19 protein-coding genes and 3 pseudogenes are annotated in these 24,232 nt (G+C 67.7%); 12 read left to right on the plus strand and 10 right to left on the minus strand.

Annotated features, from left to right (window positions below; all coding sequences use genetic code 11):
* Both G205_RS00585 and G205_RS00590 read left to right on the plus strand, forming a co-directional pair.
* Positions 1-904 (plus strand): 2-oxo acid dehydrogenase subunit E2 (locus G205_RS00585; RefSeq protein ID WP_009356301.1); only part of this gene is annotated, 904 nt, incomplete at its 5' end.
* Positions 901-1,143, plus strand: coding sequence for an acyl carrier protein (locus G205_RS00590; protein ID WP_009356302.1), 243 nt, complete (start codon positions 901-903; stop codon positions 1,141-1,143). The genes G205_RS00585 and G205_RS00590, both read left to right, overlap by 4 nt.
* 38 nt (positions 1,144-1,181) lie before the next feature.
* Here G205_RS00590 and G205_RS00595 read toward each other — a convergent pair whose 3' ends face one another.
* The 6 genes and pseudogenes from G205_RS00595 to G205_RS00620 form a co-directional block, all read right to left on the minus strand.
* On the minus strand, positions 1,182-2,216 hold the full coding sequence (locus tag G205_RS00595; protein ID WP_009356303.1) for an ATP-dependent 6-phosphofructokinase: 1,035 nt from the start codon (positions 2,214-2,216) through the stop codon (positions 1,182-1,184).
* Positions 2,213-5,395: a beta-phosphoglucomutase family hydrolase gene (locus G205_RS00600; RefSeq protein WP_009356304.1), complete on the minus strand. Its 3,183-nt coding sequence runs from the start codon at positions 5,393-5,395 to the stop codon at positions 2,213-2,215. Before G205_RS00600 ends, G205_RS00595 begins: the two co-directional genes overlap by 4 nt.
* 43 nt (positions 5,396-5,438) lie before the next feature.
* Positions 5,439-7,855: pseudogene (gene ppsA, locus G205_RS00605) on the minus strand (phosphoenolpyruvate synthase).
* 79 nt (positions 7,856-7,934) lie between these two features.
* The gene (locus tag G205_RS00610) at positions 7,935-10,508 is read right to left on the minus strand and encodes a cation-translocating P-type ATPase (protein WP_009356305.1); all 2,574 of its coding nucleotides are present in this window, start codon (positions 10,506-10,508) and stop codon (positions 7,935-7,937) included.
* Positions 10,505-12,520, minus strand: a pseudogene (locus G205_RS00615) (heavy metal translocating P-type ATPase). Before G205_RS00615 ends, G205_RS00610 begins: the two are co-directional and overlap by 4 nt.
* A complete protein-coding gene (locus G205_RS00620; RefSeq protein WP_009356308.1) occupies positions 12,492-12,962 on the minus strand; it encodes a pyridoxamine 5'-phosphate oxidase family protein in 471 nt (156 codons plus the stop codon). The pseudogene G205_RS00615 and the gene G205_RS00620 overlap by 29 nt, the downstream one beginning before the upstream one ends.
* 318 nt (positions 12,963-13,280) lie before the next feature.
* Here G205_RS00620 and G205_RS00625 point away from each other — a divergent pair, with 318 nt between their 5' ends.
* The 3 genes from G205_RS00625 to G205_RS00635 all read left to right on the plus strand — a co-directional run bounded on the left by G205_RS00625 (position 13,281) and on the right by G205_RS00635 (position 14,498).
* Positions 13,281-13,574, plus strand: coding sequence for a hypothetical protein (locus G205_RS00625; RefSeq protein WP_009356309.1), 294 nt, complete (start codon positions 13,281-13,283; stop codon positions 13,572-13,574).
* Entirely contained in the window at positions 13,549-13,968 is a 420-nt protein-coding gene (locus tag G205_RS00630) for a DUF5655 domain-containing protein (protein WP_009356310.1), read from the plus strand. The genes G205_RS00625 and G205_RS00630 overlap by 26 nt, the downstream gene beginning before the upstream one ends.
* A 65-nt stretch (positions 13,969-14,033) precedes the next feature.
* Positions 14,034-14,498, plus strand: a complete 465-nt coding sequence (locus tag G205_RS00635) for a GyrI-like domain-containing protein (RefSeq protein WP_009356311.1) — start codon at positions 14,034-14,036, stop codon at positions 14,496-14,498.
* 33 nt (positions 14,499-14,531) lie between these two features.
* Here G205_RS00635 and G205_RS00640 read toward each other — a convergent pair whose 3' ends face one another.
* On the minus strand, positions 14,532-14,996 hold the full coding sequence (locus G205_RS00640; protein ID WP_052013975.1) for a DUF1003 domain-containing protein: 465 nt from the start codon (positions 14,994-14,996) through the stop codon (positions 14,532-14,534).
* 222 nt (positions 14,997-15,218) lie between these two features.
* On the opposite strand from G205_RS00640, the gene G205_RS00645 reads away from it, so the two are divergent.
* The 4 genes from G205_RS00645 to G205_RS00660 are packed head-to-tail and all read left to right on the plus strand — an operon-like array spanning position 15,219 to position 18,812.
* Positions 15,219-15,488 (plus strand): YegP family protein, encoded by a 270-nt coding sequence (locus G205_RS00645; RefSeq protein WP_009356313.1) that lies wholly within the window; start codon positions 15,219-15,221, stop codon positions 15,486-15,488.
* A 24-nt stretch (positions 15,489-15,512) separates the two neighbouring features.
* The gene (locus tag G205_RS00650) at positions 15,513-16,475 is read left to right on the plus strand and encodes an ABC transporter ATP-binding protein (RefSeq protein WP_009356314.1); all 963 of its coding nucleotides are present in this window, start codon (positions 15,513-15,515) and stop codon (positions 16,473-16,475) included.
* A 19-nt stretch (positions 16,476-16,494) separates the two neighbouring features.
* Positions 16,495-17,649 carry an ABC transporter permease gene (locus G205_RS00655; RefSeq protein WP_009356315.1) on the plus strand — a complete coding sequence of 385 codons (1,155 nt, stop codon included), beginning with the start codon at positions 16,495-16,497 and terminating at the stop codon, positions 17,647-17,649.
* Positions 17,646-18,812 (plus strand): ABC transporter permease, encoded by a 1,167-nt coding sequence (locus tag G205_RS00660; protein WP_035751628.1) that lies wholly within the window; start codon positions 17,646-17,648, stop codon positions 18,810-18,812. Before G205_RS00655 ends, G205_RS00660 begins: the two co-directional genes overlap by 4 nt.
* A gap of 26 nt (positions 18,813-18,838) precedes the next feature.
* Here the strand turns inward: G205_RS00660 and G205_RS22310 are convergent, their stop codons facing one another.
* The 3 genes and pseudogenes from G205_RS22310 to G205_RS00670 all read right to left on the minus strand — a co-directional run bounded on the left by G205_RS22310 (position 18,839) and on the right by G205_RS00670 (position 21,105).
* Positions 18,839-19,078: a hypothetical protein gene (locus G205_RS22310; RefSeq protein ID WP_235046727.1), complete on the minus strand. Its 240-nt coding sequence runs from the start codon at positions 19,076-19,078 to the stop codon at positions 18,839-18,841.
* Positions 19,078-20,265 (minus strand): DUF5129 domain-containing protein, encoded by a 1,188-nt coding sequence (locus tag G205_RS00665; protein ID WP_235046728.1) that lies wholly within the window; start codon positions 20,263-20,265, stop codon positions 19,078-19,080. Before G205_RS00665 ends, G205_RS22310 begins: the two co-directional genes overlap by 1 nt.
* A gap of 70 nt (positions 20,266-20,335) precedes the next feature.
* Positions 20,336-21,105: pseudogene (locus G205_RS00670) on the minus strand (SDR family NAD(P)-dependent oxidoreductase).
* Positions 21,106-21,258: 153 nt separating this feature from the next.
* On the opposite strand from G205_RS00670, the gene G205_RS00675 reads away from it, so the two are divergent.
* The 3 genes from G205_RS00675 (at position 21,259) to G205_RS00685 (ending at position 24,203) form a co-directional block, all read left to right on the plus strand.
* Entirely contained in the window at positions 21,259-22,122 is an 864-nt protein-coding gene (locus tag G205_RS00675) for a universal stress protein (RefSeq protein WP_009356317.1), read from the plus strand.
* A gap of 6 nt (positions 22,123-22,128) precedes the next feature.
* Positions 22,129-23,028: an HNH endonuclease gene (locus tag G205_RS00680; RefSeq protein WP_009356318.1), complete on the plus strand. Its 900-nt coding sequence runs from the start codon at positions 22,129-22,131 to the stop codon at positions 23,026-23,028.
* Between the two features lie 137 nt (positions 23,029-23,165).
* Positions 23,166-24,203, plus strand: a complete 1,038-nt coding sequence (locus tag G205_RS00685) for an alpha/beta hydrolase (protein ID WP_009356319.1) — start codon at positions 23,166-23,168, stop codon at positions 24,201-24,203.
* Positions 24,204-24,232: the final 29 nt, after the last annotated feature.

Consider the following 24,232-nt stretch of genomic DNA (forward strand, 5'->3'; position numbering starts at 1 on the left):
CGGCCGGGTGCGCTCCTCGCCGCTGGCGCGCCGGCTGGCGGAACAGTTCGGCGTGAACCTGCAGGGCCTGTCCGGAACCGGGCCGGAGGGAGCGGTGACCGAGGCGGATGTGCGCCGCGAAGCAGCCGCCGGATCCCGGGTTGAGCCGCCGGTCCCGACGCCGGAACGTCCAGTGGCGGCGGCACCTGCCGGCGCCGGGACGGGCGCACGGCGGGGCCGGAAGGAGGCCGCGGGCGGGAAGGCGGAAAGCCTCCGGCAGGCGGTGGGCGCGCTGATGTCCCGTTCCAAGAAGGAAATCCCGCACTACTACCTCGCCACGACCCTGGACCTGGAAGCTGGGATGGCATGGATGGCGTCGGCCAACGGCGGGCGGCCGGTCGCCTCGCGCCTGGTTCCGTCAGCATTGCTGCTCAAGGCCACCGCGCTGGCGGCGAAGGAGGTGCCGGAAATGAATGGCTTCTTCACGGACGGCTCATTCCACCCCGGCACTGCCGTGCACCTGGGAGTTGCGGTGGCCCTGCGCAATGGCGGGCTCGTGGCGCCTGCCCTGCATGATGCGGACGCCCTGACGCTTGACGAACTCATGGAGCAGTTGCGGGACCTCGTTGACCGGGCCCGGGCCGGCCGGCTGCAGCGGGCCGAGATGGCAGATCCGACCATCACTGTCACAAACCTGGGGGACCTCGGCGTGGAGAGCGTCTACGGGGTCATCTATCCGCCGCAGGTGGCCATGGTTGGCTTCGGCAGGGTCATGGAGCAGCCCTGGGCCCATCACGGCATGCTCGGCATCCGCCACGCCGCCACTGCAACCCTGTCCGCGGACCACAGGGTCAGCAACGGGCTGCGTGGCGGCCGTTTCCTGTCCCGCATCGACGAACTGTTGCAAACCCCGGAGGAGCTATGAACCAGCAGGACGCCCGAACGGCAGTGCAGGCGGCCATCGGCCAGGTGGCGCCCGACGTCGAACCCGGGGACCTGGCCGACGGCGCAAGGCTGCGCCAGGACCTGGAGCTGGATTCCCTCGATTTCCTCCGCCTGGTGGAAACCATCGCCGGATCCACGGGAGTGGACATCCCCGAGCGGGACTATCCCGCCGTGGCCACCGTGGGGGGCCTGGTGGAATACGTCGCCGCCCACGGGTAGCTGGGCACACCCGGCCGAAGCAAGCAAGGCGGAGCCAGTCAGCCGAACAGCACGGCCGCCTCCCGGTAGCGCGCCTCGGGAACCACCTTCAACGCTCCCAGGGCCTGCTCCAGCCCCACGTTGACGATCTCCGTGCCGCGCAGGGACACCATCGTCCCCCAGCGACCCGCAGCTGCTGCCCCCACCGCGGCCATTCCAAGCCGGGTTGCCAGGACGCGGTCGAAGGCTGTCGGTTCGCCGCCGCGCTGGATGTGGCCGAGGACGGTGGCGCGGGTTTCAATCCCCGTCAGCTGTTGCAGCTCCCGTTCAAGGGCAAGCCCGATCCCGCCGAGCCGCGGCCGTCCAAATGTATCCAGGCCGCGGGGCGCGTACGGCGCATCCTGCCCCTCCGGCGTAAATGCCTCGGCCACCACCACCAGCGGAGCCCGCCCGCGGTCACGGGCGGAGGTGACCCAGGCGGCCACCTGCTTCAATGCCACCCGGTGTTCAGGGATCAGGATGGCATGGGCGCCGGACGCCATCCCGGCGTGCAGTGCAATCCAGCCGGCGTTCCGGCCCATGACCTCGGCGATCATGCAGCGGTGGTGCGATTCACCGGTGGTCCGCAGCCTGTCGATTGCCTCGGTGGCCGTCTGCACGGCCGAATCGAACCCGAACGTGTAGTCCGTGGCGCCCAGATCATTGTCAATCGACTTCGGCACGCCGACGACGTTGACGCCCTGGTCGGAGAGGGCCTTGCCGGCCGCCAGCGTACCCTCGCCACCGATGGCGATCAGCCCCTCCAGCCGGTGGCGGCGCATGCTGCCACGGACCGCTTCCACCCCGCCCTCCGACAGCGGGTTGGTGCGTGATGTTCCCAGGATGGTTCCGCCCAGCCCCGAGATGCCGCGCACTGCCCGCCGGGGCAGCGGCAGCAGGTCGTCTTCCAGGACTCCCCGCCAGCCGTCCCGGAAGCCCACGAATTCGTAACCGTGCGCAACGGTGCCGCCCAGCACAGCGCCCCGGATCACCGCGTTCACCCCCGGGCAGTCACCTCCGCTGGTCAGGACACCCAGCCGTTGTGGAAGGTTCATGGGCCGGCCGGTCCCTTGATTTGCCGGGGTGCGGCGAAGTCCCTCGCCTGGCCGGCGGCAAGCGTCATGTCCCTTCCGGCAACCCGCACTTTGATGGGCATGGCGTTCCCGGGCGCGGAGGCGACGCTGATGCGGCCGTCCCCGAGGCGCACGGTCAGGAGATGTCCCCGGTACCGGACCTGGAAGGCAACCGCGTTGAGCCCTGCGGGCAGGTTGGGGGCGAACACCATGGTGTCGCCGCTCATGCGCAAACCGGCAAAGCTGCGCTGGATGACGTCGATGGTGCCGGCCATGGCTCCCAGATGGATGCCGGCCCGGGTGGTGCCGTGCTGCGTGTCGTCAAGGTCGGCGTCCAGCGCCTCACGGTAGCTGTCCCAGGCGCGGTCGGCGTCCAGGCCGGCAAGGACGGATGCGTGGGCAACGCGGCTCAGTGTCGAACCGTGCGCAGTCCTGGCCAGGTAGTACTCGATGGTCCGGTGCAGCTGTTCCATCGTGTACGCGTAGCCGAGCTCGTTGAGGAACGTGACAAGGCCCTCATGCCCCAGCAGGTACGGCAGCATCAGGACGTCGGCCTGCTTTGCGAGCTTGTACCGGTTGGTTTCGTCGCCTTCTGCCTCGAGTATGAGGTCGAGCCGCTCTATGCTGTCGTACGCCTCCCGGTAGTGTTCCCAGTCGAGTTCCTGCAGCTGTTCGTAGCCTTCGAACTGGCTGATCACGCCGTCGGGGCCTAACGGAACGTACATGGCCCTGCCCACACGGGCCCAGACGTCAGGTTCCCCGTCCGCCACGTCGAGCCGCTCCAGGAGCTCGGCAAGGTCGTTTCCGTGCGCCGAGGCCACAAGCTCGGAAGCCTGCACGCAGACCCAGGCCGCCATGACATTGGTGTAGGCGTTGTCGTCCAGGCCGGGCCCGGGGTTTCCCGGGTAGCCGGTGTGGTACTCGTCCGGCCCCACTACGCCCCGCAGGTGGTACCGGCCCGTGTCCTGGTCGTCTTGCGCCAGGGACACAAAAAACCGGGCCACTTCGATCAGCAACTCGGCGCCCCGTTCGAAGAGCCATGCGGTGTCACCGGTTGCCTGGTAGTACTGCCAGGCGTTGAAGGCGACGGCGAGGCCCGCATGCAGCTGCATGTGGGAGTGGTCCTTCACCCACCGCCCGGACTTTTCGTTGTACAGCCACTTTGGCGTTTCCTCCTTCCCGTCGCTGCCGCTCTGCCAGGGGAACTTGGCGCCCCGGAGCCCCAGGGCGCGGGCGGCCTGGCGGGCTGCTGGAAGCCTGCGCCACCGGTAATCGATCAGGGCACGGGCCACGTGGGGCGTCCGCGACGTCAGCAGGGGCAGCACGAACAGCTCGTCCCAGAAGACATGCCCGCGGTATCCCTCGCCATGAAGCCCGCGGGCGGTGACCCCGGCGTCCAGCTCGGCGGTGTGGTGGGTCAGTGTCTGCAGGAGGTGGAAGATATGGAGGTTGAGGACCAGCCGGACCTGTACGGGGGCGTCGATCTCCACCAGGAAGGGACGCAGTTCCCGCCGCCACGCCTCCCGGTGGGCGTAGAGCAGGGCATCGAAGTCACTGCCGGCCCGCTCCAGCACCGCCTTTGCCTCCGACTCGGGACTGGAAATCGCGTGGTCGCGCGACGTCACCACCGCCACCGTCTTGGCGACCTCCGCCGTCGTTCCCTCCTTGAGGGCAAGCGTGAAGGACTGGAAGTGCAGGCCTCCCTTCCGGCCGCGTCCGCCTGCCCCGGCCTCGCCGGGGACAACGACGCGGAAGGCAGCCGCGATCCGGACCAGGCTTTGTGTGGTCTCCACCTGCACCACAGCCGTGCTGTCCGCCGGATCCGTGCGGTCCGGTCCGGGACCGGTCCTGTCCCTGAGGTGGATCCCCTGTCCGGACGAGGGGTCCCTGATGTTCGCATTCCTCACTGCGGTGTTGATGCCGGTACGCACATCAAGGGTTCCGCTCCAGCCCAGCGGGGTGATGCTCGTGGCGAGGCCCAGCAGGTGCGGGTCGGCCATGGACACGAACCGGGTTTGGACCACCTCCAGGCGGCGCCGGTCCGCCGCTTCGAGCAGGAGCCGCCGCTCCAGGACGGCAGCGCGGAGGTCCAGTGTCCTGCGCTCCCGGAGGACAACCAGCCCTCCTTCGGACCACCAGGTTCCGCCGGCCGGGCGCAGGTCCAGGGGAAGGCAGTTGGGCCCGTTCACCATGTGCTCTTCCAGCAGCTCTTCGCCTGCCACCACGGCCGAGACCCGGTTATAGACCCCTGCCAGGTACATGCCCGGGTAGCTAAAGGGCCCGCCCTCGGGGGCCGCGCCCCGGACTGCCAGATAGCCGTTCCCCAGGGTCGTGAGCGCCTCCCGGTGCCCTTCGTGTCCCAGATCGGACCCCTCATAGACAAGCTGCCAGGGATCACCGGCAACCAGTCCCAGGTCCAGTTCAGCGACGTCGTTGAGCACGACGGCGGCGCCAGCCGCTTCCAGCTCGCGCCGGGTCCCGTTGCGGTCAATTCCCACCACCAGTCCGAAGCCGCCGCGGCGGGCAGCCTGCACGCCCGCGCCGGCATCCTCGATGACGACCGAGCGGGACGGGAGGACTCCGAGCCGGGACGCTGCCGCGAGGAAGGTGTCCGGGGCGGGCTTTCCCTGCAGCTCGAGGCTTGCGGCCAGGTTGCCGTCCACCACCACGCTGAAATAGCGGGTAAGTCCTGCTGACTCCAGGATCGCCGAGGCGTTGCGGCTGGACGTGACAAGGGCGGCCGGCACCCCGGCGCCGGAGAGCCGCTGCAGGAGCTGCAGCGTTCCCGGGTAGGCCTGGATCCCGCCGCGTTTCAGGCTTTCCAGGAACAGGCGGTTCTTCAGGGCACCAAGGCCAACCGCTGTCCATGCCCCCGGCTCGTCGGCCTGCGTCCCGCGGTCTATCTCCACCCCCCTGGCGGCGAGGAACTTCAGGACGCCATCCTCGCGGGGAAGGCCGTCGATGAAGTTCAGGTAGTCGGCCTTGGTCATCGGGGCCCGGTTTGCAGTCGGCGGGATCCGGGGGTCCTGCAGGATCTGGTCGAATGCGTCCTTCCAGGCGGCGCGGTGCATGGATGCGGTGTTCGTGACCACGCCGTCCAGGTCGAAGATCACGGCGTCGAAGGGCGGCTTCGCAGCAGCAGCGGTCGGCGACGTGGTCATGGCTTCATCAGTACCAGTGAAGGCGCCGCCGCTTCCAGTGCCTTTAGGCCTGTTTGCCCGGCCGCTGTTCGGCAGCCGCGATGATGGGGATGGTGCGCAGGTACGTGTCGGGGTTCAGCGAGATGGAGTCGATGCCCTGGTCCACCAGGAATTCGGCGAGGTCGGGGTGGTTGCTGGGGCCTTGGCCGCAGATGCCGATTTTGATCCCGGCGGCGTGGGCCTTGCCGATGGCCTCGGCAATCATGGTGGTGACCGCCGGATCCCGCTCGTCGAAGAGCGCGGCGAGCTGCTCGGAATCACGGTCCACTCCCAGGACCAGCTGCGTAAGGTCGTTCGAACCAATGGAGAAGCCGTCGAAACGCCGCGCGAAGGCGCTGGCCAGCACCACGTTGGCCGGTATTTCACACATCATGTACAGCTCGAGCCCCGCTTCGCCGCGGACCAGCCCATGGTCCGCCATGGCCTTGATCACGAGGTCAGCTTCCCCCACCGTCCGGCAGAACGGGACCATGACGATCACGTTGGAAAAGCCGATGTGTTCCCGGACCCGCTTGAGGGCTTCGCATTCCAGCGCGAACCCCTCCCGGTACTGTTCGCTATAGTAGCGAGAGGCTCCGCGGAAGCCGAGCATCGGGTTCTCTTCGGGTTGTTCGAAGGCCCCGCCTCCGATGAGGTGGCTGTATTCGTTGGTTTTGAAGTCGCTGAGGCGGACAATAACGGGCTTGGGGTAGAAGGGCGCCGCGATTTTCGCGATCCCGGTGGCCAGGACATCCATGAAATACTCCCGGCGGTCCGGGTAGCCCCGGGTCAGGTCTTCGATCAGCGCGGCGGCCTCCGGATCGGCGACACGCTCGGGATGGACCAGTGCCATGGGGTGGATGCGGATCAGGTTGTTGATGATGAATTCCATCCGCGCGAGGCCGACGCCCGCGGCCGGCAGGCGCCACCACTTGAATGCGGCGGCAGGGCTGCCAATATTGACCATCACAGCCGTCCGGGTGGCGGGAAGGGTGGCCATGTCCACTTCCTCCACGGCGAAGTCCAGCAGCCCCTCATAGACGTGCCCTTCTTCGCCTTCGGCACAGGACAAGGTCACCGCTGCGCCGTTGGCAAGGACGTCCGTTGCGTTCCGTGTGCCGACGACGGCCGGCACCCCCAGTTCGCGGCTGACGATCGCGGCGTGGCTGGTGGGTCCTCCATGGTCGGTGACGATTCCTGCCGCCCGCTTCATCACCGGCACCCAGTCCGGATCGGTCATCCGGGTCACCAGGACCGAACCGTCCACGAAGTCTTCAATGTCCTTTGCGTCACGGATGACGCAGGCAGGACCCCGGGCAATGGAGTCCCCGATTGCGGCCCCGGCGGTCAGGAGCCTGCCCTGCTGCCGAAGACGGTACGTCCGGAAGGTTGAGCCCGTCTTTTGGGCCTGCACGGTTTCCGGCCGCGCCTGCACCATGAACAGTTCGCCGGTGATGCCGTCCTTTGCCCACTCCATGTCCATCGGGCGCCGTAGTGGTCCTCAACGGCCGCGGCCCACCGTGCAAGGAGGACAACTTCCGGGTCCGACAACACCAGGGACCTGCGTTCATGCGGGGTGGTTTCCACCATTTTCGTGCGGGCGTCGCCGCCATGGCTGTAAACCATTTTCCGTTCTTTTGCCCCCACGTGCCGTTCAATGACGGGGTTCAGCGAAGCATTGGCGAGCAGGGGCTTGAACACCTGGTACTTGTCCGGGTTGACGGTTCCCTGCACCACGGTTTCCCCGAGTCCCCACGCGGCACTGATGAGGACGGCGCCGGGAAAACCCGACTCGGTGTCGATCGAGAACATCACTCCGGAAGCACCGACGTCGGACCGCACCATCCGCTGGACGCCCACGGACAGGGCAACATCGAGGTGGTCAAACCCCTTGATCTCGCGGTAGGTGATGGCCCTGTCGGTGAACAGCGAGGCGTAGCAGCGGCGGCAGGCGTCCAGGACCGCCCGCTCCCCCGCCACGTTCAGGAACGTCTCCTGCTGGCCGGCGAAACTGGCATCGGGCAGGTCTTCAGCCGTGGCGCTGCTGCGGACGGCCACCGGCACCTGCTGCTCCCCCGCCCGGCGGCAGAGCGCCCGGTAGTGTTCGCGGATATCGGCCGCCGTGTCCTCGGGGAAGGTCGCTGCCAGGAAAAGCTCCCGAATGGCGGCGCCTGCCTGCCGGAGCGTTGACTGTCCGCTGCGGTAGTCCGCAACGAGTTCCTTGATCCGCGGCACCAGGGCGTTGGCTTCCAGGAACGCCCGGTACGCCGAAGCAGTGGTCGCAAACCCTTCCGGAACGCTGACGCCGGCCGACCGCAGGGACCGGCTGAGCTCCCCCAGCGAGGCATTCTTCCCCCCAACGGAGGCGATGTCCCCGATGCCCGTCTCCCCGATCCACATCACACGGGCATTGTTGACGGATGGTGCCGCGGCAGCTTTCATTCCTCGATTTTGTGCCTGGCTGAAGAGTGCGGGCAGAGGCTTTGGTCCCGCGGGCACGGGCGGCCACAGGCGGCCTCGGCTATGCCGCCCGCATCCGGCCCCGGATGGCCTTGTAGGCCCAGTCGGCGGCAAGGACCGCAGGAATTGCCAGGGCAGCAAGGAGGACGCCGGCAGGTGGCGGCGGGGCGTGCCCCAGCAGCGCAGCGGCCTGGGGAATGTACAGGCAGGCGGCGAGGACGGCCAGTTCGGCCAGGACGGCCCAGGCCAGGAGCCTGTTGGTGCCCCAGCCCAGGCGCCACGGCGCCGCCGTCGCGCTCCGGCACGCATAGGCGTTGGCGAGCTGGCCAAGGACGACGGCGGTGAAGGCGGCCCCGGAGGCTGCCATCAGGAGCCCCGCCTCCGGGGCTTCGCCGCGGATCCAGCCGCCGCCAAACAGCACGGCGGAGAACGCCGCCATTTCCACCGCCGCTTCCACGGGCCCCAGCACGCAGAAAACCCGGATCATGAGCTGCCTGTCCATCAGGTGCCGCCGCTCCGGCGGCCGGGCCAGGACATGCTTGCCCGGAGGCTCAGCCCCCAGTGCCAGCGCGGGAAGCAGGTCGGTGCCGATGTCCAGGGCCAGGATCTGGAGCACGCCGAGGGCAAGCGGAAACTGTCCGCCGGAGAGCGCCCAGATGACGAAAGGGGTCAGCTCGGCCACGTTGTCCGTGAGGTGGTACGTGAGGAAACGGTGGATGTTGGAATAGGTGGCGCGGCCTTGCTCGATGGCGGCCACGATGGTGGCGAAATGGTCGTCGAGGAGGACCAGGTCTGCGGCTTCGCGGGCCACATCGGTGCCGGTCAGGCCCATGGCGACGCCGATATCGGCTTCGCGGAGCGCCGGCCCGTCGTTGACGCCGTCTCCCGTCATGGCAACAACGTGGCCCCTGGACTGCAGGGCCCGGGCCACACGGAGTTTCTGCTCCGGGGACACCCTGCTCACCACCACCCCGTCCCGGTCCAGCAGTGCACCGAGCATCTGTTCGTCCTCCGGGAGGCCGGCGCCCTCCAGCACAACCTCCGGAGTCCCGATCAGGCCGATTTCGCGGGCGATGGCGGCGGCAGTTTCAGGATGGTCGCCGGTGATCATTGCCAGTTTGAGTCCTGCCCGGCGCGCCGTCCGGATCACGTCGGCCACGTCGGGCCTGGGCGGATCATGCAGGCCGATCAGTCCCAGGAGATCCATGCGCCGCTCGATGAGCTCCGCGGGGCACGACTGCCACCTGCCGGCCGCGGCAGGAGGATCATCGGCGTCCAGCCGGCGTCGTGCGACTGCGATCACCCGCAGGCCCCGTGATGCCATGCCCTGCACCTCGTCCCGCAGGAGCGCCGGCACGTCGCGGCACAAGGGAAACACGGCTTCCGGGGCGCCTTTGCAGTACGCGTCCGTTCCGACAACCGCCGTTTCCCGGCGGCGCGCGGGGTCAAAGGCAATGCGGCGCAGGGGTGTTTGCCGCTCCGCCGTCCGTCCGGTCAGCCTGCGGGCAAGTGCATCGATGGCTGCTTCCATCGGATCCCCTTGTACCCGCCATTGCCCGTCGCGGAACTCTGCGCCGCCCTGGGATGCGGCGAGCGCCGCGAGCGCTGCCTCAGCCGCCCGGCCGGTCCCTTCCCCCTGCACCGCCGCTTCAGGCTGGTAGCCCTCGCCCGCCACCTGGACGCGGCCCGCCGTCGTGAGGACTTCCACGGCGTTCATCCTGTTTTGGGTCAGCGTGCCGGTTTTGTCGGTGCAGATGAAGGTGGTGGATCCCAGGGTCTCCACGGCCTCCAGGTTGCGCACCAGCGCCTTGCGGGATGCCATGCGCTGCGCACCCATGGCCAGTGAAAGGGTGACAGTGGGCAGCAGCCCTTCGGGGACGAGGGCCACGGCCACGCCGATGGCGAAGAGGAAGGCGTCCCGCCACTGGAAGCCCACCAGCAGCGAGGTCATGAAGAAGAGTGCGGCAATTGCCAGGGCCACACCGGCGATGACCCGGACTATCCGGCGCAGCTCGAGGGACAGCGGGGTGGGGGGAGGCGCGGCCTGGCTTGTGAGCGCAGCGATCCCGGCCAGCCGGGTGCGGGCACCGGTTGCCGTCACAACCGCTTCGCCTTCCCCGTTGACCAGGAAGGTTCCACCCCATGCGGCATCGCCCGCCTTCTTGGGCACCAGCTCGCTCTCGCCGGTCAGCATGGACTCGTCCACCGCGCAGGCTGATGCCGTGGCCAGGACGGCGTCGGCCGGAACGCGGTCGCCTGCGGCCAGGAGCACCACGTCGCCGGCCACGAGTTCGCTCGCGTGGACCGTGCGGACCCGTCCGTCCCGCCGCACCACCACGTCCGCGGGCAGCAGCCCGCGGAGCCTGGCGGCTGCGTGCTGGGCACGTTCCTGCTGGATGTGGGCGAAGACGCCGTTGACGATGACGACGACGACAATCGCCACTGCCAGCTGCGGCATGTCGGCGACGTAGGCAAGCACAGCGGCGCACCACAGCATCAGGGCAAAGAAGTGGGTCATCTCGCCCCAGAGTTTCCGCCATTGGGGAACGGGCTTTTCCGCCGGAAGGAGGTTGGGTCCTGTCCGCTGGAGAAGCTCCGCCGCCTGCCTGGAGGTCAGGCCCTCCGCCGTCCTCACATGTACTCCGCCTCCCCGCTGGTGGCCCCGGCAGGGCTGGAGGTCATGCCCGGAAGGCGGTCTGCCCCGTGAAGCGCCCGCAATCCGTTCACGATCGTGGCCAGGTCGACGAGTTCCTGGAGGAGGGCCCCGGTGACCGCGGGGATGTAACCCGTCATGCTACCGCCATCAACGCGATGCTGGCACCTATTCCGGTCCAGATGCTGGTCAGCGCCACAGCGAGGGTGCGCTTGCCGATGGCTACTGCCAGGGCCACCTTGGAGAGGTCGTCCAGCATGACCACGACGTCGGCGGACTCGCTCGCCGCCGTCGCACCTTTTGCTCCCATGGCGACCCCGACATCGGCAGCGGCCAGGACGGGGGCGTCGTTGACCCCGTCGCCCACCATGAGCACCGGGCGTTCGGCGATCGCAGCCACCTCGCTCACCTTGTCAGCAGGCAGGCATTCAGCTTTGACGTGCCGGATGCCCGCCTCCCTGGCGATATGGGCCGCAGTCGCGTGGGCGTCGCCGGTAAGCAGCATGGTGTGCCGGATGCCCAGCCGGTGGAGCGTGGCGAGCGTGTCCATTGCGTCGGCGCGCAGCGGGTCCTTCATGATGAGGGCGCCTGCATAGGCGCCATTGACGGCGACATAGACGGCCAGTTGGCCGCTTTGCAGGGCGGCTGCCCGGAACCCGCTTGCCGCAGCGCCGACGAGGCCTGCTTTGCCTACCACTACCCGTTCGCCCCCGCACACTGCTTCCACACCCTGCGTGGCATGTTCCGTTGCCTGCGCCACCGGGAGGAGCCGAAGATTCCGCGCGGCAGCGGCTTCGATGACGGATGAGGCCAGGACGTGGGACGAGAACTGTTCGGCAGATGCAGCCAGCTGGAGCAGCCGCCCGGCGGCGGAACCTTCGCCGTTGCCCTGCCCAGGTCCGGAAGCCAGCTCCACCCTGTCCAGCACCGGCCGGCCGGACGTGAGGGTTCCGGTCTTGTCAAAGACGGCGGTCCGCGCCCTGGCCAGCTGTTCCAGGGTGCTGGTGTTCTTGATGATGATGCCCTTGCGGGCAGCCTGGCTGGTGCCCGCAAGGAATGCCACCGGTGCGGCTATGAGGAGCGGGCAGGGTGTCGCCACCACCAGGACCTGGGCGAACCGGACGGGGTCCCCGGACAGCAGCCAGGCGGTTCCGGCCATGGCGAGGGCGAGGACGGTGAAGGGCACCGCATAACGGTCCGCCAGCCGGACCACCGGTGCCCTGCTGGCGGATGCTTCCTCCACCAGGGCGATGATCCGGCTGTACTGGGAATCGGCAGCAGTGGCGGTCGCGCGCATCCTGATGGCCGCCTCGCCGTTGACTGACCCGCTGAGCAGCAGTTCCCCGCGGTGCCGCTCCACCGGCAGGCTCTCCCCCGTCAGCGACGATTCGTCCAGGGTGGCCGAGTCCGACAGGAGCTCCCCGTCCACCGGCACCAGTTCGGACGGACGCACCACCAGCACATCCCCGCGCACCACCGCGTCGACGGGTACGTCGTCCAGGACTGGTCCGGCCATCTCACGGTGCGCAAACCGGGGCGCGCGGTCCAGCAGCGACCTCAGCTCCCGTACTGCCCTGCCGTGGGCGAAGTCTTCAAGCCCCTCACCGCTGGCAAGCATGAGGATCACCACCAGCGCGGCGAGGTACTCGCCCACGGCGACAGTACTGGCCACGGCCATCAGCGCCAGAAGATCAATGCCCCAGCGGCCCTTCCGCAGCGTCCGGATCATGGACACGGACCTGACGAGCACAACGGCGGCGGCGTAGACCGAAGCGAGCAGCCGGACCGGCTCTTCGAGGCCGAACTGCGGCAGGAGCACGGTGGCCAGGATCATGAGGGAGGTCAGCGCCACCAGGGGATATTGCCGGAGAAGTCTGCCGGCACGGCTTCCCCGGTCAGTGCCGGCGTCCATGTGCCCGGTCAGCCGGGTAGTGACCGCGGCGTCAACCGGACCTGCCGGCCGCTTCATCCACCGGCCGCCCGCGGGGCAACATCGAGCTGGTTCCACCAGGTCAGTGGCGACGTTACGCCAAACCGGCGTCCCGTGACGGATGCCGGAACGACGCGGACGAAATGGTCTTTCTGCCCGGCCTGCCACGGGAAAAGCGTCAGCCCGACGCCGGTCAGCAGCTCCGGGGATGGCTCCAGGACAACGGCGTGGCCTTTGACCAGGACGCTCCAGGCTGTCCGGGTGGAGGCGTCGAATCCATCGGCTTCCAGTGCGACGGCGGAATGGCCGCCGGCACTTCGAAGCTTGGTCCCCTCGCCGGTCCGGAACACGAGGAATTCGTCGTCCACCTTATAGTTCACCGGAAAGATTTCCGGATGGTCGTCCACCATCACTGCCAGGTGGCCCACCGAAACAACGCGCAGGAGGTCCCAGCATTCGCCTGGGCGGAGGACTTCGGTGGCAGGCTGCGGAGGGTCGTTATGCATACGCCGAAGGTACCCGTCCCCCCGCAGGCGAACTAGGGCATTTAGGCCTGAGCTCCGGCTGAATTTCCCGATGCCCCTTGTGACTTTCGGCCCTGCCCCACCGTCTGCGTCCTTTGTACGTTTCTTGGGAGACAATCCCGATCTTCGGCACCACCGCAAAGGACACGACGATATGAAGGCTGTCATCCTGTACGACTCCGGCTACGGAAACACCAAGCGATTGCCGAGGCCGTTGCTTCCGGACTCGGCACCGGTGCCAGGGCTGTACCCGTCGACGGATTCGAGCCCGGGAGCATCCAGGCCGGCGACCTGCTCGTCGTGGGTAGTCCGATCAACGGCTGGCGGCCCACGCCGGCGATCGTCCGGGCACTCGGAGACCTGGCCGCCCGCGGACTGGCCGGGGTGAAGGCGGCTGCGTTCGATACCCGGCTCAAGCTGTTCATCCACGGAGACGCGGGCAGGAAGATCACGCGCGCCCTCGAGGGGGCCGGCGCCAGCATTATCGGCGGTCCCATGGCGTTCTACGTCAAGGGCACGGAAGGGCCACTGCTCACGGGTGAGGAAAGCCGGGCGGCCAAATGGGCGGATGACCTTGCCGACGCCGCGAAATAGGGGCAAAGGCTTCGGGCACACGGACCCGGACGGCAATGCCTGGACCGTTGCCCGCTTCCTGGAAGGGGCACCCGCAGCCCAGGCAATCTACGAGGCGGCGGAACGGATGGCCGCCAGCCTGGGGCCGATGGATATCCGTGTCAGCAAGAGCCAGATCGCGTTCCGCCGGCGCCGCAGCTTCGCATACCTGTGGCGCCCGGGCATGTATGTCACCTCGAATATTCCGCTGGTCCTTTCGCTTCCCCTGCCGCGGGAGGACGGATCGCCACGCTTCAAGGAGGTGGCCCATCCCTCCCCCGCTGTCTGGATGCACCACCTGGAGCTTCCGGACACCAGCGTCCTCGACGGCGAGGTGCAGGAGTGGATGCGCGAGGCCTACGCGTCGGCCGCATAAGGCCGGTTGCGGTTTAGGGGCTTTATGCCCTGTCCCGCCAGCCTCCGGAAGCGGACGCTGGTGCCATGAACGATCCACAGCCCAGGAAAATCCACGCCGCGGAACAGCCGGTCGCCGTCATCCGTGAACGGGTCCCCATGACCTCGCTGACCGAGTTTTTCGGCCGTGCCTTCGGCGCCATCATGGCAGCGACGCAGAAACAGGGTGTCTTCCCCGCCGGCCCTCCGTTCGCCAGGTACCACGGCATGCCCAGCGACACTGTCGATGTCGAAGCGGGTTTCCCCATCGCCGGCCACTTCACCGGAACAGATGGAGTGCAGACGTCGGTGCTGCCCGGGGGCGACGCCTTCGAAGCCATCCACACCGGACCTTACGACACCCTCGGCGAAACCTACGGCGCCATCCAGCAACAGATGCAGGCCGAGGGCCTCACGCCGTCCGACAGCATGTGGGAGTACTACCTGAGTGATCCGGAGCAGGAACCGGATCCTGCCAAATGGCAGACGAAGGTGGTCTGGCCGACAGCGTAGCCGCCAGCCACGTCCAGCGGCAGCAGCCGTGTTCTATGTGCCGGCGCCCGTGGCGCGGCCGGGGCCGCCGTCGTCCCTGCCCGCGAGGGCTTCGGCGCGCAGCAGCATGGACCGCAGCTCGTTCAGCAACTCCAGTTGCTCATTGTTGATGGCCGTCAGCCGTTCGATTTCAGACTCGGACTGCACGTCCGTTTCGTAATCGTGGCGGGCCATTGCCGCGGCGATCGCATCCTGCCGTTTGGCCGCGATCAGCAGGATGGCGCCCTGGAGCCCGGCCAGCATGGAGAGGAAGAGGTTGAGGAGGATGTAGGGATAAGGGTCCCAGGCGTCCGCCGCAAGGGCATAGGAGTTGATGACGGCCCACGCGACCATGAACGCGACGAAGATTCCCACAAACGTCCAGCTGCCCATCCCGTTGCGAAGGATGTCCGCCGCCCGCTCACCCCGGCTCAAGCTCTCCTTGTGCCGCACATGCCAAGTGCTCTTACGCTCGCTCATGAACCCAGAGTATGTGGCGTCCGGCAGCAGGCGCTCCCGGTTACCCCAGTGAATGGTCAATACGGGACTTTGGTCCCTAATGCCTGGTCCTGCCCTCTGGCACGGTAAAGGGAGGCCCAAGGATGCACCAAGGCTGGGGTGCTGTGTCCGGGCTGCACCGGGATGCCGGTTGCCCACGTGCTCCGCAGCGGCTGGAGACAGGACTATTGAGGGAGAAAGCTTATGGCGGGAACGTTCGAACTGTTTGCCGATGAGGATTCGCGCATCAGGTTCAGGCTGGTGGCGCCGGACGGCAGCGTCCTGGCAGTGTCCGGACAGTACCCGGACAAGTACCACGCCGCTGCTGCCATCGAGGATGTCCGTGAATGCGCCGGCACCGGTTTGATCACCGACCTCGCTCCTGCCGGCCTTGCCCGGGCCAGGCCGCCGCGGCGCGGCCCCCAGGTCCGTCCACTCCGTACCGGCAAGGCAGGTTCCCTCGGTGCCGCCTAGGAGTCCGGGAGAGGCAGTGACGCCATGACGGCTGACGTTCAAACACAAAAGGCCCAGGTCCTGGGTGTCAAGGGCCTGGTCAAGCGTTATGGCGGCCGCACCGTTGTGGATGACGTCTCCTTCCACATCCAGGCCGGCGAAACCTATGGACTCCTCGGCCCCAACGGTGCCGGCAAGACCACCATCATTTCCATGGTGGCCGGGCTCATCCCTGCAGAGTCCGGAGCCATCGAACTAGCCGGGTCGGCCATGACCCCCGCGAACACCCGCGCCAAGGGAAACATCGGCCTGGTGCCCCAGGAACTTGCGATCTATCCGGACCTGACGGCTACGGAAAACCTGCTGTTCTTTGGACGGCTTCAGGGCCTGCGCGGGCAGGGGCTGAAGGATCGGATCGCGGAGGTCCTGAACCTCATCGGGCTTGCCGACCGGGCCGGCGAGCAGACCAAGAAGTTCTCCGGCGGAATGAAGCGCCGGCTGAATATCGGGATCGGCCTGCTGCACCGGCCCACCCTGTTGATCCTGGATGAGCCCACCGTGGGGGTGGACCCGCAGTCACGGAATTCCATCCTGGAATCGGTGGAGGGGCTTGCCACGGAGGGGATGGCCGTCCTCTACACCACGCACTACATGGAAGAGGCGGAGCGCCTCTGCGACAGGATCGCGATCATTGACGAAGGCAGGATCCAGGCCGAAGGCACCAGGGGCCAGCTGGTGGAACTGACGGGCGGCGCCGACCGCATCGACCTGCATGGCAGCGGCAACACCAGTGCCGCTGCAGCCGCCCTTCGCCTGCTGCCGGGGGTGCAGCAGGTCGACGGCGGAGCATCCGGTCTGATCCTGACCGTCCACAATGGCCCCGGCCTCCTGGCCCCCATCGTGGCGGCAGCGGGCCGGGCGGGAATGACGCTGACCTCTGTGGAGATCGTCCGCCCCGACCTGGAATCCGTGTTCCTCCACCTCACGGGCAGAGCCCTCCGGGACTGACGTGCGCGGATTGTGGACAATGGTCGGCAACGACCTCCGGCAGCGGGTCCGGGACAAATCCGTTTTCATATTCTCCCTCCTGGTACCCCTGGCCCTGATGGCTGTACTGAACCTGTCCTTCGGCGGCTTCGACACCGAAAGCGTGGAACTGAAGCCGGCCGTCGTCGTCGCAAGCTCCGAGGACAGCGGCCAGCTTGGAGGCGCGCTGCTGGACGCCGTCGGCTCACTGCCCGTCATGGACGTCACCGTCCGCAGGGTCGCCGCCGCCGATGTCAGCCGCGAGACCAAGGACACGGGAGCGGACCTCGGCGTCATCCTCCCGGCCAATTTCACTGCCGCAGTGACGTCCGGGCAGGCCGTCACCGTCCAGGTCATTGAAGGGGACTCGGCCGGGCTCGAAACCAACGTCCTGATCTCTGTCGTGGACGGACTCCTGGAACAGTTCACGGCGGGAACCGTGACCGCTGAAGCAGGGGGCATCGCCGGGCTCCCCCACGAAGCCCTCGGCGGACTCGCGCAGCAGGCCGCCGCCGGCATTCCGGCCCTGACGCTGTCCGAAGGCAAGGCATCCGCCGAACAGCTCTCCCTCAAGGGAACGCTGGTGGCGGGGCAGACCGGGCTGTTCCTGCTGTTCACCGTTGGCTTCGGTGTCCTGGGACTGCTTGCCGAGCGGGAGGAAGGCACGCTGGCCAGGCTGCAGTCCACCCCTGTTGCCCCGGGGACCATCATCACCGCCAAGGCCCTGGTGGGCTTCATTCTCGGTGTCGTGGCCACCACCATCCTGCTGACTGCGGGCAGCGCGCTCTTCGGCGTCTCCTTCGGCTCGCCGGCGGCGGTGGCACTCCTCGTCCTGGCGGTGGGGGCAGCCGCGACGAGCCTCACCTTCATTGTTGCCCGCCTGGTGCGGACCGCGGAGCAGGCGAACATCGTCCAGTCCATCCTCGCCATGCTGCTGGGGATAGCCGGCGGGGCCTTCTTCCCCATCGAGGCCTCCGGCTTCCTTGCCACCCTGATGGACCTGAACCCCATTGCCGCCTTCATCCGCGGGCTGGGCATCACGGCCGGCGGCGGCGGGGTGGCGGAAGTTGCCGTCCCCGTCACCATCATGCTGGGGTTCGCCGCCGCGGCAACCCTGGCCTCCCGGCTGGTACCGGACCGGGGGGTGCGGGCATGAGGAGCATCCTTGGGATTGCTGCCGTGGAGGTGCGACTCTTCCTGCGGGACAGGTCCAATATTTTCTTTGTCTTCATCTTTCCCCTCCTCCTGATCCTGCTGCTCGGCTCGCAGTTTGGCGCCAACAGCGGCCAGTCGCGGGTGGCGCTGTCCGGCGGGGCGGACACGGAACTGGCGAAGGCCCTGTCGGAGCAACTGGCGGAGGACGGCGTCCAGGTGTCCGCTGCAGGAGCCGCGACGGTGCGGGACCAGCTGAGCCGCGGCAGGACCGACGTCGGGATCTTCATCAGCGACGGCGATGCCGCCGACTTCGCGGCCGGCCGCCCGGCGGACCTCGAAGTGGTGACCGCCTCGCAGTCGGCCGCCCAGGCCGTCCTCCAGGAGGTCCGGGCTTCCATCCAGGCCGTCAGCACGGAGCGGCGGCAGCAATCCCTCCTGGAGTCCGCGGGGGTTGGAACCGCAGAAGCTGCAGCGGCGCTCGCCCAGGCGCGGGAAACGGTGGAACAGCCGCGGGTTGAACTGGTTGACACCGGCGACGTCTCGCGGGAGTTCCAGGGCCTGGGCCGGTTCGACCTTGGAGCCGCACAGCAGCTCCTGCTGTTTGTCTTCCTGAGTTCCCTCACGGGTGCCGCCACCCTCATCAAATCCAGGCGCCTGGGAGTCGTTGCGCGCGTCATGGCAGCGCCCGTCGCAAGCTGGCAGGCGCTCGCCGGCCAGGCCCTGGGACGCTTCGGAATCGCTGCGGTCCAGGGCGGCTACATCATGGCCGGGACGGCGTTGCTGTTCGGCGTCGACTGGGGCAACCCGCTGCCCGCCGGACTGGTCCTGGTTGTCTTCTGCGCCGTATCGGCAGCGGCGGCAATGGTGATCGGTTCCGTGATGGATAACGACGCCGCCGCGGCAGGCGTAGGGGTAGGGGCAGGTTTGGTGCTGGCAGGCCTGGGCGGTTCCATGGTGCCGCCGGAGTTCTTTTCGGAGACTCTGCAGGCAGTGTCCCGGCTGACGCCGCACCGCTGGGCCTATGACGCTTTCGCGGACATCCAGCGGCATAACGGCTCCCTGGCGGACATCCTTCCGCAGCTGGGCGTTCTCGCGGCCATGGCGCTGGGGCTGTTGGCCCTCGGGTCCTACCTTCTGCAGCGGAGCCTGGGCCGGGCCCTGTAGCCGCAGTCCCATGCGCCGCGCGGCCCTCAGAAGCTGGACGAGCTGCCGGACCCGGAGAAGCTCCCGCCGCTGCCCCCGTACCCGGTGGTGCTGCCGTCCCCGCCGCGGGCCGAGCTGACGCTGCTGACTCCCGTGTTGAACCCAGAGTTGAAGGTGGCAACGGAGAAGAACTGGTATGACGGGTAGACAGTGCCCAGGATGCTCGGCTCATAGCTCCGCCGTTTGTGGTCGAGGCCCTCCTGTGCCGCCGCCATCTCCTTGCGCATCAGCTCGGCTTCGCGTCCGTTTTTCGCATAGCCGTCGATGACGGTCGCAGCGTGGTTCTCCAGCAGGCCGGCGAGCTTGGTCCGGGCCTCATAGAGGCGGTCCAGCGCTTTTCCGGGCTGATCCTTTCCTCTGCCAGGTCCGCGGTCCACCGTTCAATGTCCCGCAGGCTCTGGTCGCGGAAGGACCGGAGCGCGGCTGCCGTTGCCGACTCCCCCTGCGCGTGCCGCCTGGTGAGGAGTTGCTCCAGCCCCGCCAGGTCGCTGCGGAAGGGTGCCAGCTGCCGGTCCCAGGCCGTCTGCCACGTGCTGCCGCGGTTCAGGAGCGCATTGCTGTCCGCAATGACGTCGTCCAGGGCATCCAGTTCCGAGGCCGCGTCCGCGTATTCACGGGCGAGCTTGAGATTCCTGCGTATGCCCAGCGCCCCGTTGGACAAGGCATGCACCCTGTTGGCGAGTCCGCTGGCCAGGTTGTAGCGGTTGAGGAAGGTGCGGTGCTTCTCCAGCACCTGGCTTCCGTACCGGGACGACGCCGGGATGGTGGCCGCGTTCAGTTCCGTCACCTCAAGGTCCATGCTGACGTTGGCGTAGCTTTGGTCCCCGCGTTCTATTTCCTTCCGGCTGGCGGACCTGGTGACTGCACGCACAATGAGCCAGGCACCCGCCCCCAGCGCCGCCGTTCCCGCCGTCACCCACGCGGTAACCAGGAAGGCCATGGACTGGTACCACGGCTGGTTGATGAGTTCTGCCGCGCGCCGGACCCCGGCAATGGTTCCGTCCGTCCACTGGGCGTCACGCAGGAGATCCCTGGCCGCGTCCTGGATGTCGCTGCGCTGCTCGAGGGACACTTTGCGGTCTTCACCCATGTAGGTGCCAACATGGCGGCCCACCGGATCCAGGGCGAAGATAAACAGTCCGTCGGCCCACTTCTGCCCGTCAGCGCTGATCCACTCCGGGTGTTCGGTCCGGGCGAACCTCAGGACTTCCTCGTTCAGGTTGTCCTCTGCCCTGCCGTTGTAGGTGTAAACCACCACGCGGGTGGGCTCATGGAACTCAATACCCTCCAAGGCCGGAAGCAGCGTGCTCCGGTCCAGGACCCCTGCCCTGTCCTCAACCTGGACGGACACCGGCGGACCAGCCGCAGCAGCGGCAGTGAAGCCCAGCAGCAGTGCGACCAGGGCGAAAGCCATGCCTATGATCCTTCGCACCGGACCTCCTGCCTTCCGGCTCCCGTAAAGAGCGGTTTCCACGGGAGGCGGCCTAAATGGCGTTCCACCCGTTGTCCGAGGCGAGCACTACGCCGTTGATGTTTGAACCGTCCCGGCTGAGCAGGAATGTGATCCCGGCAGCCAGTTCCCCGGCCTCAGCGATAGGCGGGACGTTCACCTGCATGAAGGGTCCCAGGACTTCGGCGGCAAGCTGGGACTTGAATTCGGCGTGGATGTCCGTCCTGGTGCCGCCGGGCGCCACCGCGTTTACCCGGATTCCACGGCGCCCGTACATGACGGCGGAACTCCGGGTGAGCCCGATGACGGCATGCTTGCTCACGGTGTACGCGGCACCTGCCGCGGATCCCCGTAAACCGGCTTCGGACGAGACGTTGACGATGGACCGGAGCCCGCATCAAGCATCAACGGCACCACTGCCCGCATCAGGCGCATCATGGAGGTCAGGTTGACGTCCAGGACCCGGTGCCATGTTTCGTCGTCGAGCTCATGCACCGGCTGGAAGCTGTCCATGATGCCTGCCACGTTGGCGAGTGCGTCCACCCGTCCGCCGGCGGCCGCCACCACACGCTGGACCACGTCCTCCAAGCTGATGTCTCCCGGTACCGGCACAAGGGCAAGGTCGCCATGACCGGCTGTGAGCTTGTCCAGGCCTTCGCTGCTGAGGTCACTGGCGATGACCCGGCCGCCTTCCCGTGCAACCCGCAGCGCAGTCGCCAGTCCGATGCCGGAGGCAGCCCCGGTCACGATGACGGTCTGGCCCTCGAACCTGCCAGGGGTGATGTTTTCCTGCCACACGGACATGAGATGCTCCTCGGATCGTCAGCGTTGTTGCTTCCCCCGGCTTGTGGTGCTTGCTTAGATAGGCGGGTAGGCAGTGCCCCACCACATCAGGATGGAACTTCCCTGGAGGCCCTTCCAGTGCCGAAGGTCCCCCGGACCAGGAATGAGGGAGCGATGCAGGAGAACGGGTCCATCGTTGCCGGTTACGACGGCTCGCCTGAAGCTGTCGCAGCGGTCCACTGGGCAGCGCACCAGGCGGACCTGCGCGGCTGTCCCCTGCACGTGGTGCACTGCTCCATCTGGCCCCTGCTGACCAGGAACCTTGGCCCGGTCCCCGGTGTTGCTGACAGCGGGCTGGAGCGCTCGTCAGAGGCAATCCTTGAGGAAGGTGTAGCCGAAGCGGGGGCGGCCGTACCCGGACTGGACGTTAAGGGAACGCTGCTGCACGGGCTGCCGGCATCGTACTTGGCCCAAATCTCTGAAGGCCAGGCAATGGTTGCCGTCGGCAGCCGGGGCCTGGGCGGTTTCCTCGGCCTGCTGGTGGGATCGGTGAGCCTGGAACTCGCCGCCACAGCCGGCTGCCCCGTTGCCGTCATCAGGTCCGATATCCACCCTGCGGGGCCGGTGGTGGTGGCAGTCGACGGTTCAGGGTCCCCCGCGGCCCTTGAAGATGCCTGTGCCATGGCGTCGGTGTCACGCGCGGGGCTCATGGTGGTCCATGTCCGGCACATGCCGGCGGGGTACCGGCAGCCGGATCCGTCCGAGGCTGTTGTCGCGGAGGCGGCGGCCGACAAAGTCCTTCAAAGCGCCCTGGCCCGCGCACGGGCGCTGGCACCCGGTGTCCCGGTGGACGGCGCGGTCCTGGCTGACACGTCAATACCGCATGCCATCCTGATGGCCTCTGCGCAGGCCAGGATGCTGGTGGTGGGAACGGAGGGGCGCGGTTTCTTTCGGGAGACGATCGGCTCAACTGCACACGCGGTGCTGCACCACGCACGGGGCCCGGTCCTCATTTCCCGCCGCGGACGGGCGGAGTGAGCGCGCATGGCGGGACGTGAGCGCGGCATGGGCCCGGCTGCGGTCGTCCTGGTGTGGAGCGCCAGCCACTGGAACCGCTGGAACTACCGTGCCGCCGTCGAACAGGTCCTCACATCAGGACGCATCCTTGACCGCTGGGATGTCGGCCCGGGCCGGATACTCCGGCCCGGTACCGAGGCGTGGCTGCTTTTCCACGGAAGCAGCGGCGCGGGCAGCGGCCTGATCGGGCACGGCGTTGTGGTCTGCGGAACCGCTGAGGCAGGAGGTGGCACGGAAGGCGCCGCCCCTGGCGGGGCGGTGGGCGTGGCCTTCGACGTCCTGCTGCCCCTGGGGGAGCAGATTCCTTCGGACACCTTGGCCGCGGAAGTCCCGGACATCCCTTGGGGGGACGCCGCAGATTCCACGCTCCTGTCCGTCCCACCGCCGGCGGAGTCCGGTCTTCGGCGGCTCTGGCGGCAGCAGGGGCCGGCGGCAGTGGACCCTTTCGACGTCGTTCCGGGCGCCTATCCGCCTGAGGCAGCCGCCACTGTTGGCGCGAACCGCTACGAGCGCGACGCCGATGCCCGCCGCGTCTGCCTGGCGTTCCATGGAACGGCCTGCGCAGCGTGCGGCTTCTCCTTTGAAGCGTCCTACGGCGAGATTGGAAACGGCTTCATCCACGTGCACCATACGGTGCCGGCAGCCCAACTCGAGGCCAGCTACGAACTGGATCCCATAACGGACCTTGTTCCGCTATGCGCCAACTGCCACGCCATGGCGCACCGGGGCGTCAGCACACCGCGCACCGTCCAGGAACTTCGGACCATCCTCTCCGCAGCCGGGCATCTGCGGGGCGAAGTGGTGACCGAGCAGGCCCTGGAGGCCCAGGAGAACGCCCGGCGCCTCCTCGAAGGGCGCCAGGACTGACAACACACGGACTCCGCGCGTGCCGGTAAAATGGGAGGATGACCGCGGTGGCCGCCCAGTCCGGCAGCGCATTTTCCTTCGCCAGAAGCGCGCGGGGAGTCTTGCGCCGCGTGCCTGTGTGGACATGGCGGCTTCTGATGCGGGCCGTGAGTGAACGCGAGCGGGCATGGTTCAACACCGACCCCATCACCGAAGTCGCGTACGCCCACGACATCGACTATGCCGGCGACGGCCTGCCCAGCCACCGACTCGATGTCCTGACCCCCCTTGGGGGGACTCCCCCGGCCCTTCAGCGGCCGGCCGCCAATGGGGAACTGCTTCCCGTCTACGTCTATTTCCATGGTGGAGGATGGACGTCCGGGGACAAGGCAGCGGTTACCAAATACTGCGCCAGCCAGGTGCTGGGCGGGATGGTGGTGGTTAACGTCAACTACCGCCAGGCACCCCGCTTCCATATGGGGCACGTGCTTGAGGACGCGAATGCGGCGCTGGCATGGGTGGCCGCACATATCCGGGACTACGGCGGGGACCCGGAGCGCCTCATCCTGGGCGGCGACTCCGCCGGCGGGCACATCTCAGCCCTGCTCACGGCAGTAAGCCTTCGGCCCGAGCTGGCTGCCCACTACGCCCTGGAGCCGGCTTTTTCCGGCACGCAGCTCAAGGGCCTGGTGCAGCACTGCAGCGCGGTGGACTTCTCCGTGTTCTTCGAGCGCAGTTTTGTCCTCAGCCTCAACTTTGTCCGGATGCTCCTGCCCGCGGCGGGTCCTCCCGCCGGCCGGTCCCGACGATTCCCCGGATCCCGCCGGGCCATTGAACACCTCCAGGACGCGGCCGCCGTTGTGTCGCCGATCGAGTGGCTCGGCCCGGGCCACCCGCCCGTGTTTGTCACAACTTCGGAGCGTGACTTCTTCTACCGCGCAAACCTCAATTTCATCGAACGGCTTCAGCACCACGCCGTGCCGGTGGAAACGCTCATTTACGCCTGGTCCAGCGCAAATACAGAGCACACCTGGCAGCAGGATTACCGCTATCCGGAATCCCAGGAGGTCTACCGGCGCCTCCATGCATTTGTCCGGCGGGTTGCCTGGTCGCCGCAGCCGGGCACTGACCAAGCGGAGCAGCCGGGGCTATCGTGGGAACATGGCGGATCCGGGCAAGGGACAGGACGGGGTTGATCCCGGGGAGTTCGGCTCAGCCGGGTGGA

Source organism: Arthrobacter nitrophenolicus (genome assembly GCF_000332815.1).
Classification (GTDB): Bacteria; Actinomycetota; Actinomycetes; order Actinomycetales; family Micrococcaceae; genus Arthrobacter; species Arthrobacter nitrophenolicus.

Bases quoted from the DNA above. Each gene is read 5' to 3' on its own strand.
- G205_RS00590 (WP_009356302.1), top strand. From the start codon at position 901: ATGAACCAGCAGGACGCCCGAACGGCAGTGCAGGCGGCCATCGGCCAG.
- G205_RS00595 (WP_009356303.1), bottom strand. From the start codon at position 2,216: ATGAACCTTCCACAACGGCTGGGTGTCCTGACCAGCGGAGGTGACTGC.
- G205_RS00600 (WP_009356304.1), bottom strand. From the start codon at position 5,395: ATGACCACGTCGCCGACCGCTGCTGCTGCGAAGCCGCCCTTCGACGCC.
- G205_RS00620 (WP_009356308.1), bottom strand. From the start codon at position 12,962: ATGCATAACGACCCTCCGCAGCCTGCCACCGAAGTCCTCCGCCCAGGC.
- G205_RS00630 (WP_009356310.1), top strand. From the start codon at position 13,549: ATGACCTTGCCGACGCCGCGAAATAGGGGCAAAGGCTTCGGGCACACG.
- G205_RS00635 (WP_009356311.1), top strand. From the start codon at position 14,034: ATGAACGATCCACAGCCCAGGAAAATCCACGCCGCGGAACAGCCGGTC.
- G205_RS00640 (WP_052013975.1), bottom strand. From the start codon at position 14,996: ATGAGCGAGCGTAAGAGCACTTGGCATGTGCGGCACAAGGAGAGCTTG.
- G205_RS00645 (WP_009356313.1), top strand. From the start codon at position 15,219: ATGGCGGGAACGTTCGAACTGTTTGCCGATGAGGATTCGCGCATCAGG.
- G205_RS00650 (WP_009356314.1), top strand. From the start codon at position 15,513: ATGACGGCTGACGTTCAAACACAAAAGGCCCAGGTCCTGGGTGTCAAG.
- G205_RS00655 (WP_009356315.1), top strand. From the start codon at position 16,495: ATGGTCGGCAACGACCTCCGGCAGCGGGTCCGGGACAAATCCGTTTTC.
- G205_RS00660 (WP_035751628.1), top strand. From the start codon at position 17,646: ATGAGGAGCATCCTTGGGATTGCTGCCGTGGAGGTGCGACTCTTCCTG.
- G205_RS22310 (WP_235046727.1), bottom strand. From the start codon at position 19,078: ATGCGCAAGGAGATGGCGGCGGCACAGGAGGGCCTCGACCACAAACGG.
- G205_RS00665 (WP_235046728.1), bottom strand. From the start codon at position 20,265: ATGGCTTTCGCCCTGGTCGCACTGCTGCTGGGCTTCACTGCCGCTGCT.
- G205_RS00675 (WP_009356317.1), top strand. From the start codon at position 21,259: ATGCAGGAGAACGGGTCCATCGTTGCCGGTTACGACGGCTCGCCTGAA.
- G205_RS00680 (WP_009356318.1), top strand. From the start codon at position 22,129: ATGGCGGGACGTGAGCGCGGCATGGGCCCGGCTGCGGTCGTCCTGGTG.
- G205_RS00685 (WP_009356319.1), top strand. From the start codon at position 23,166: ATGCGGGCCGTGAGTGAACGCGAGCGGGCATGGTTCAACACCGACCCC.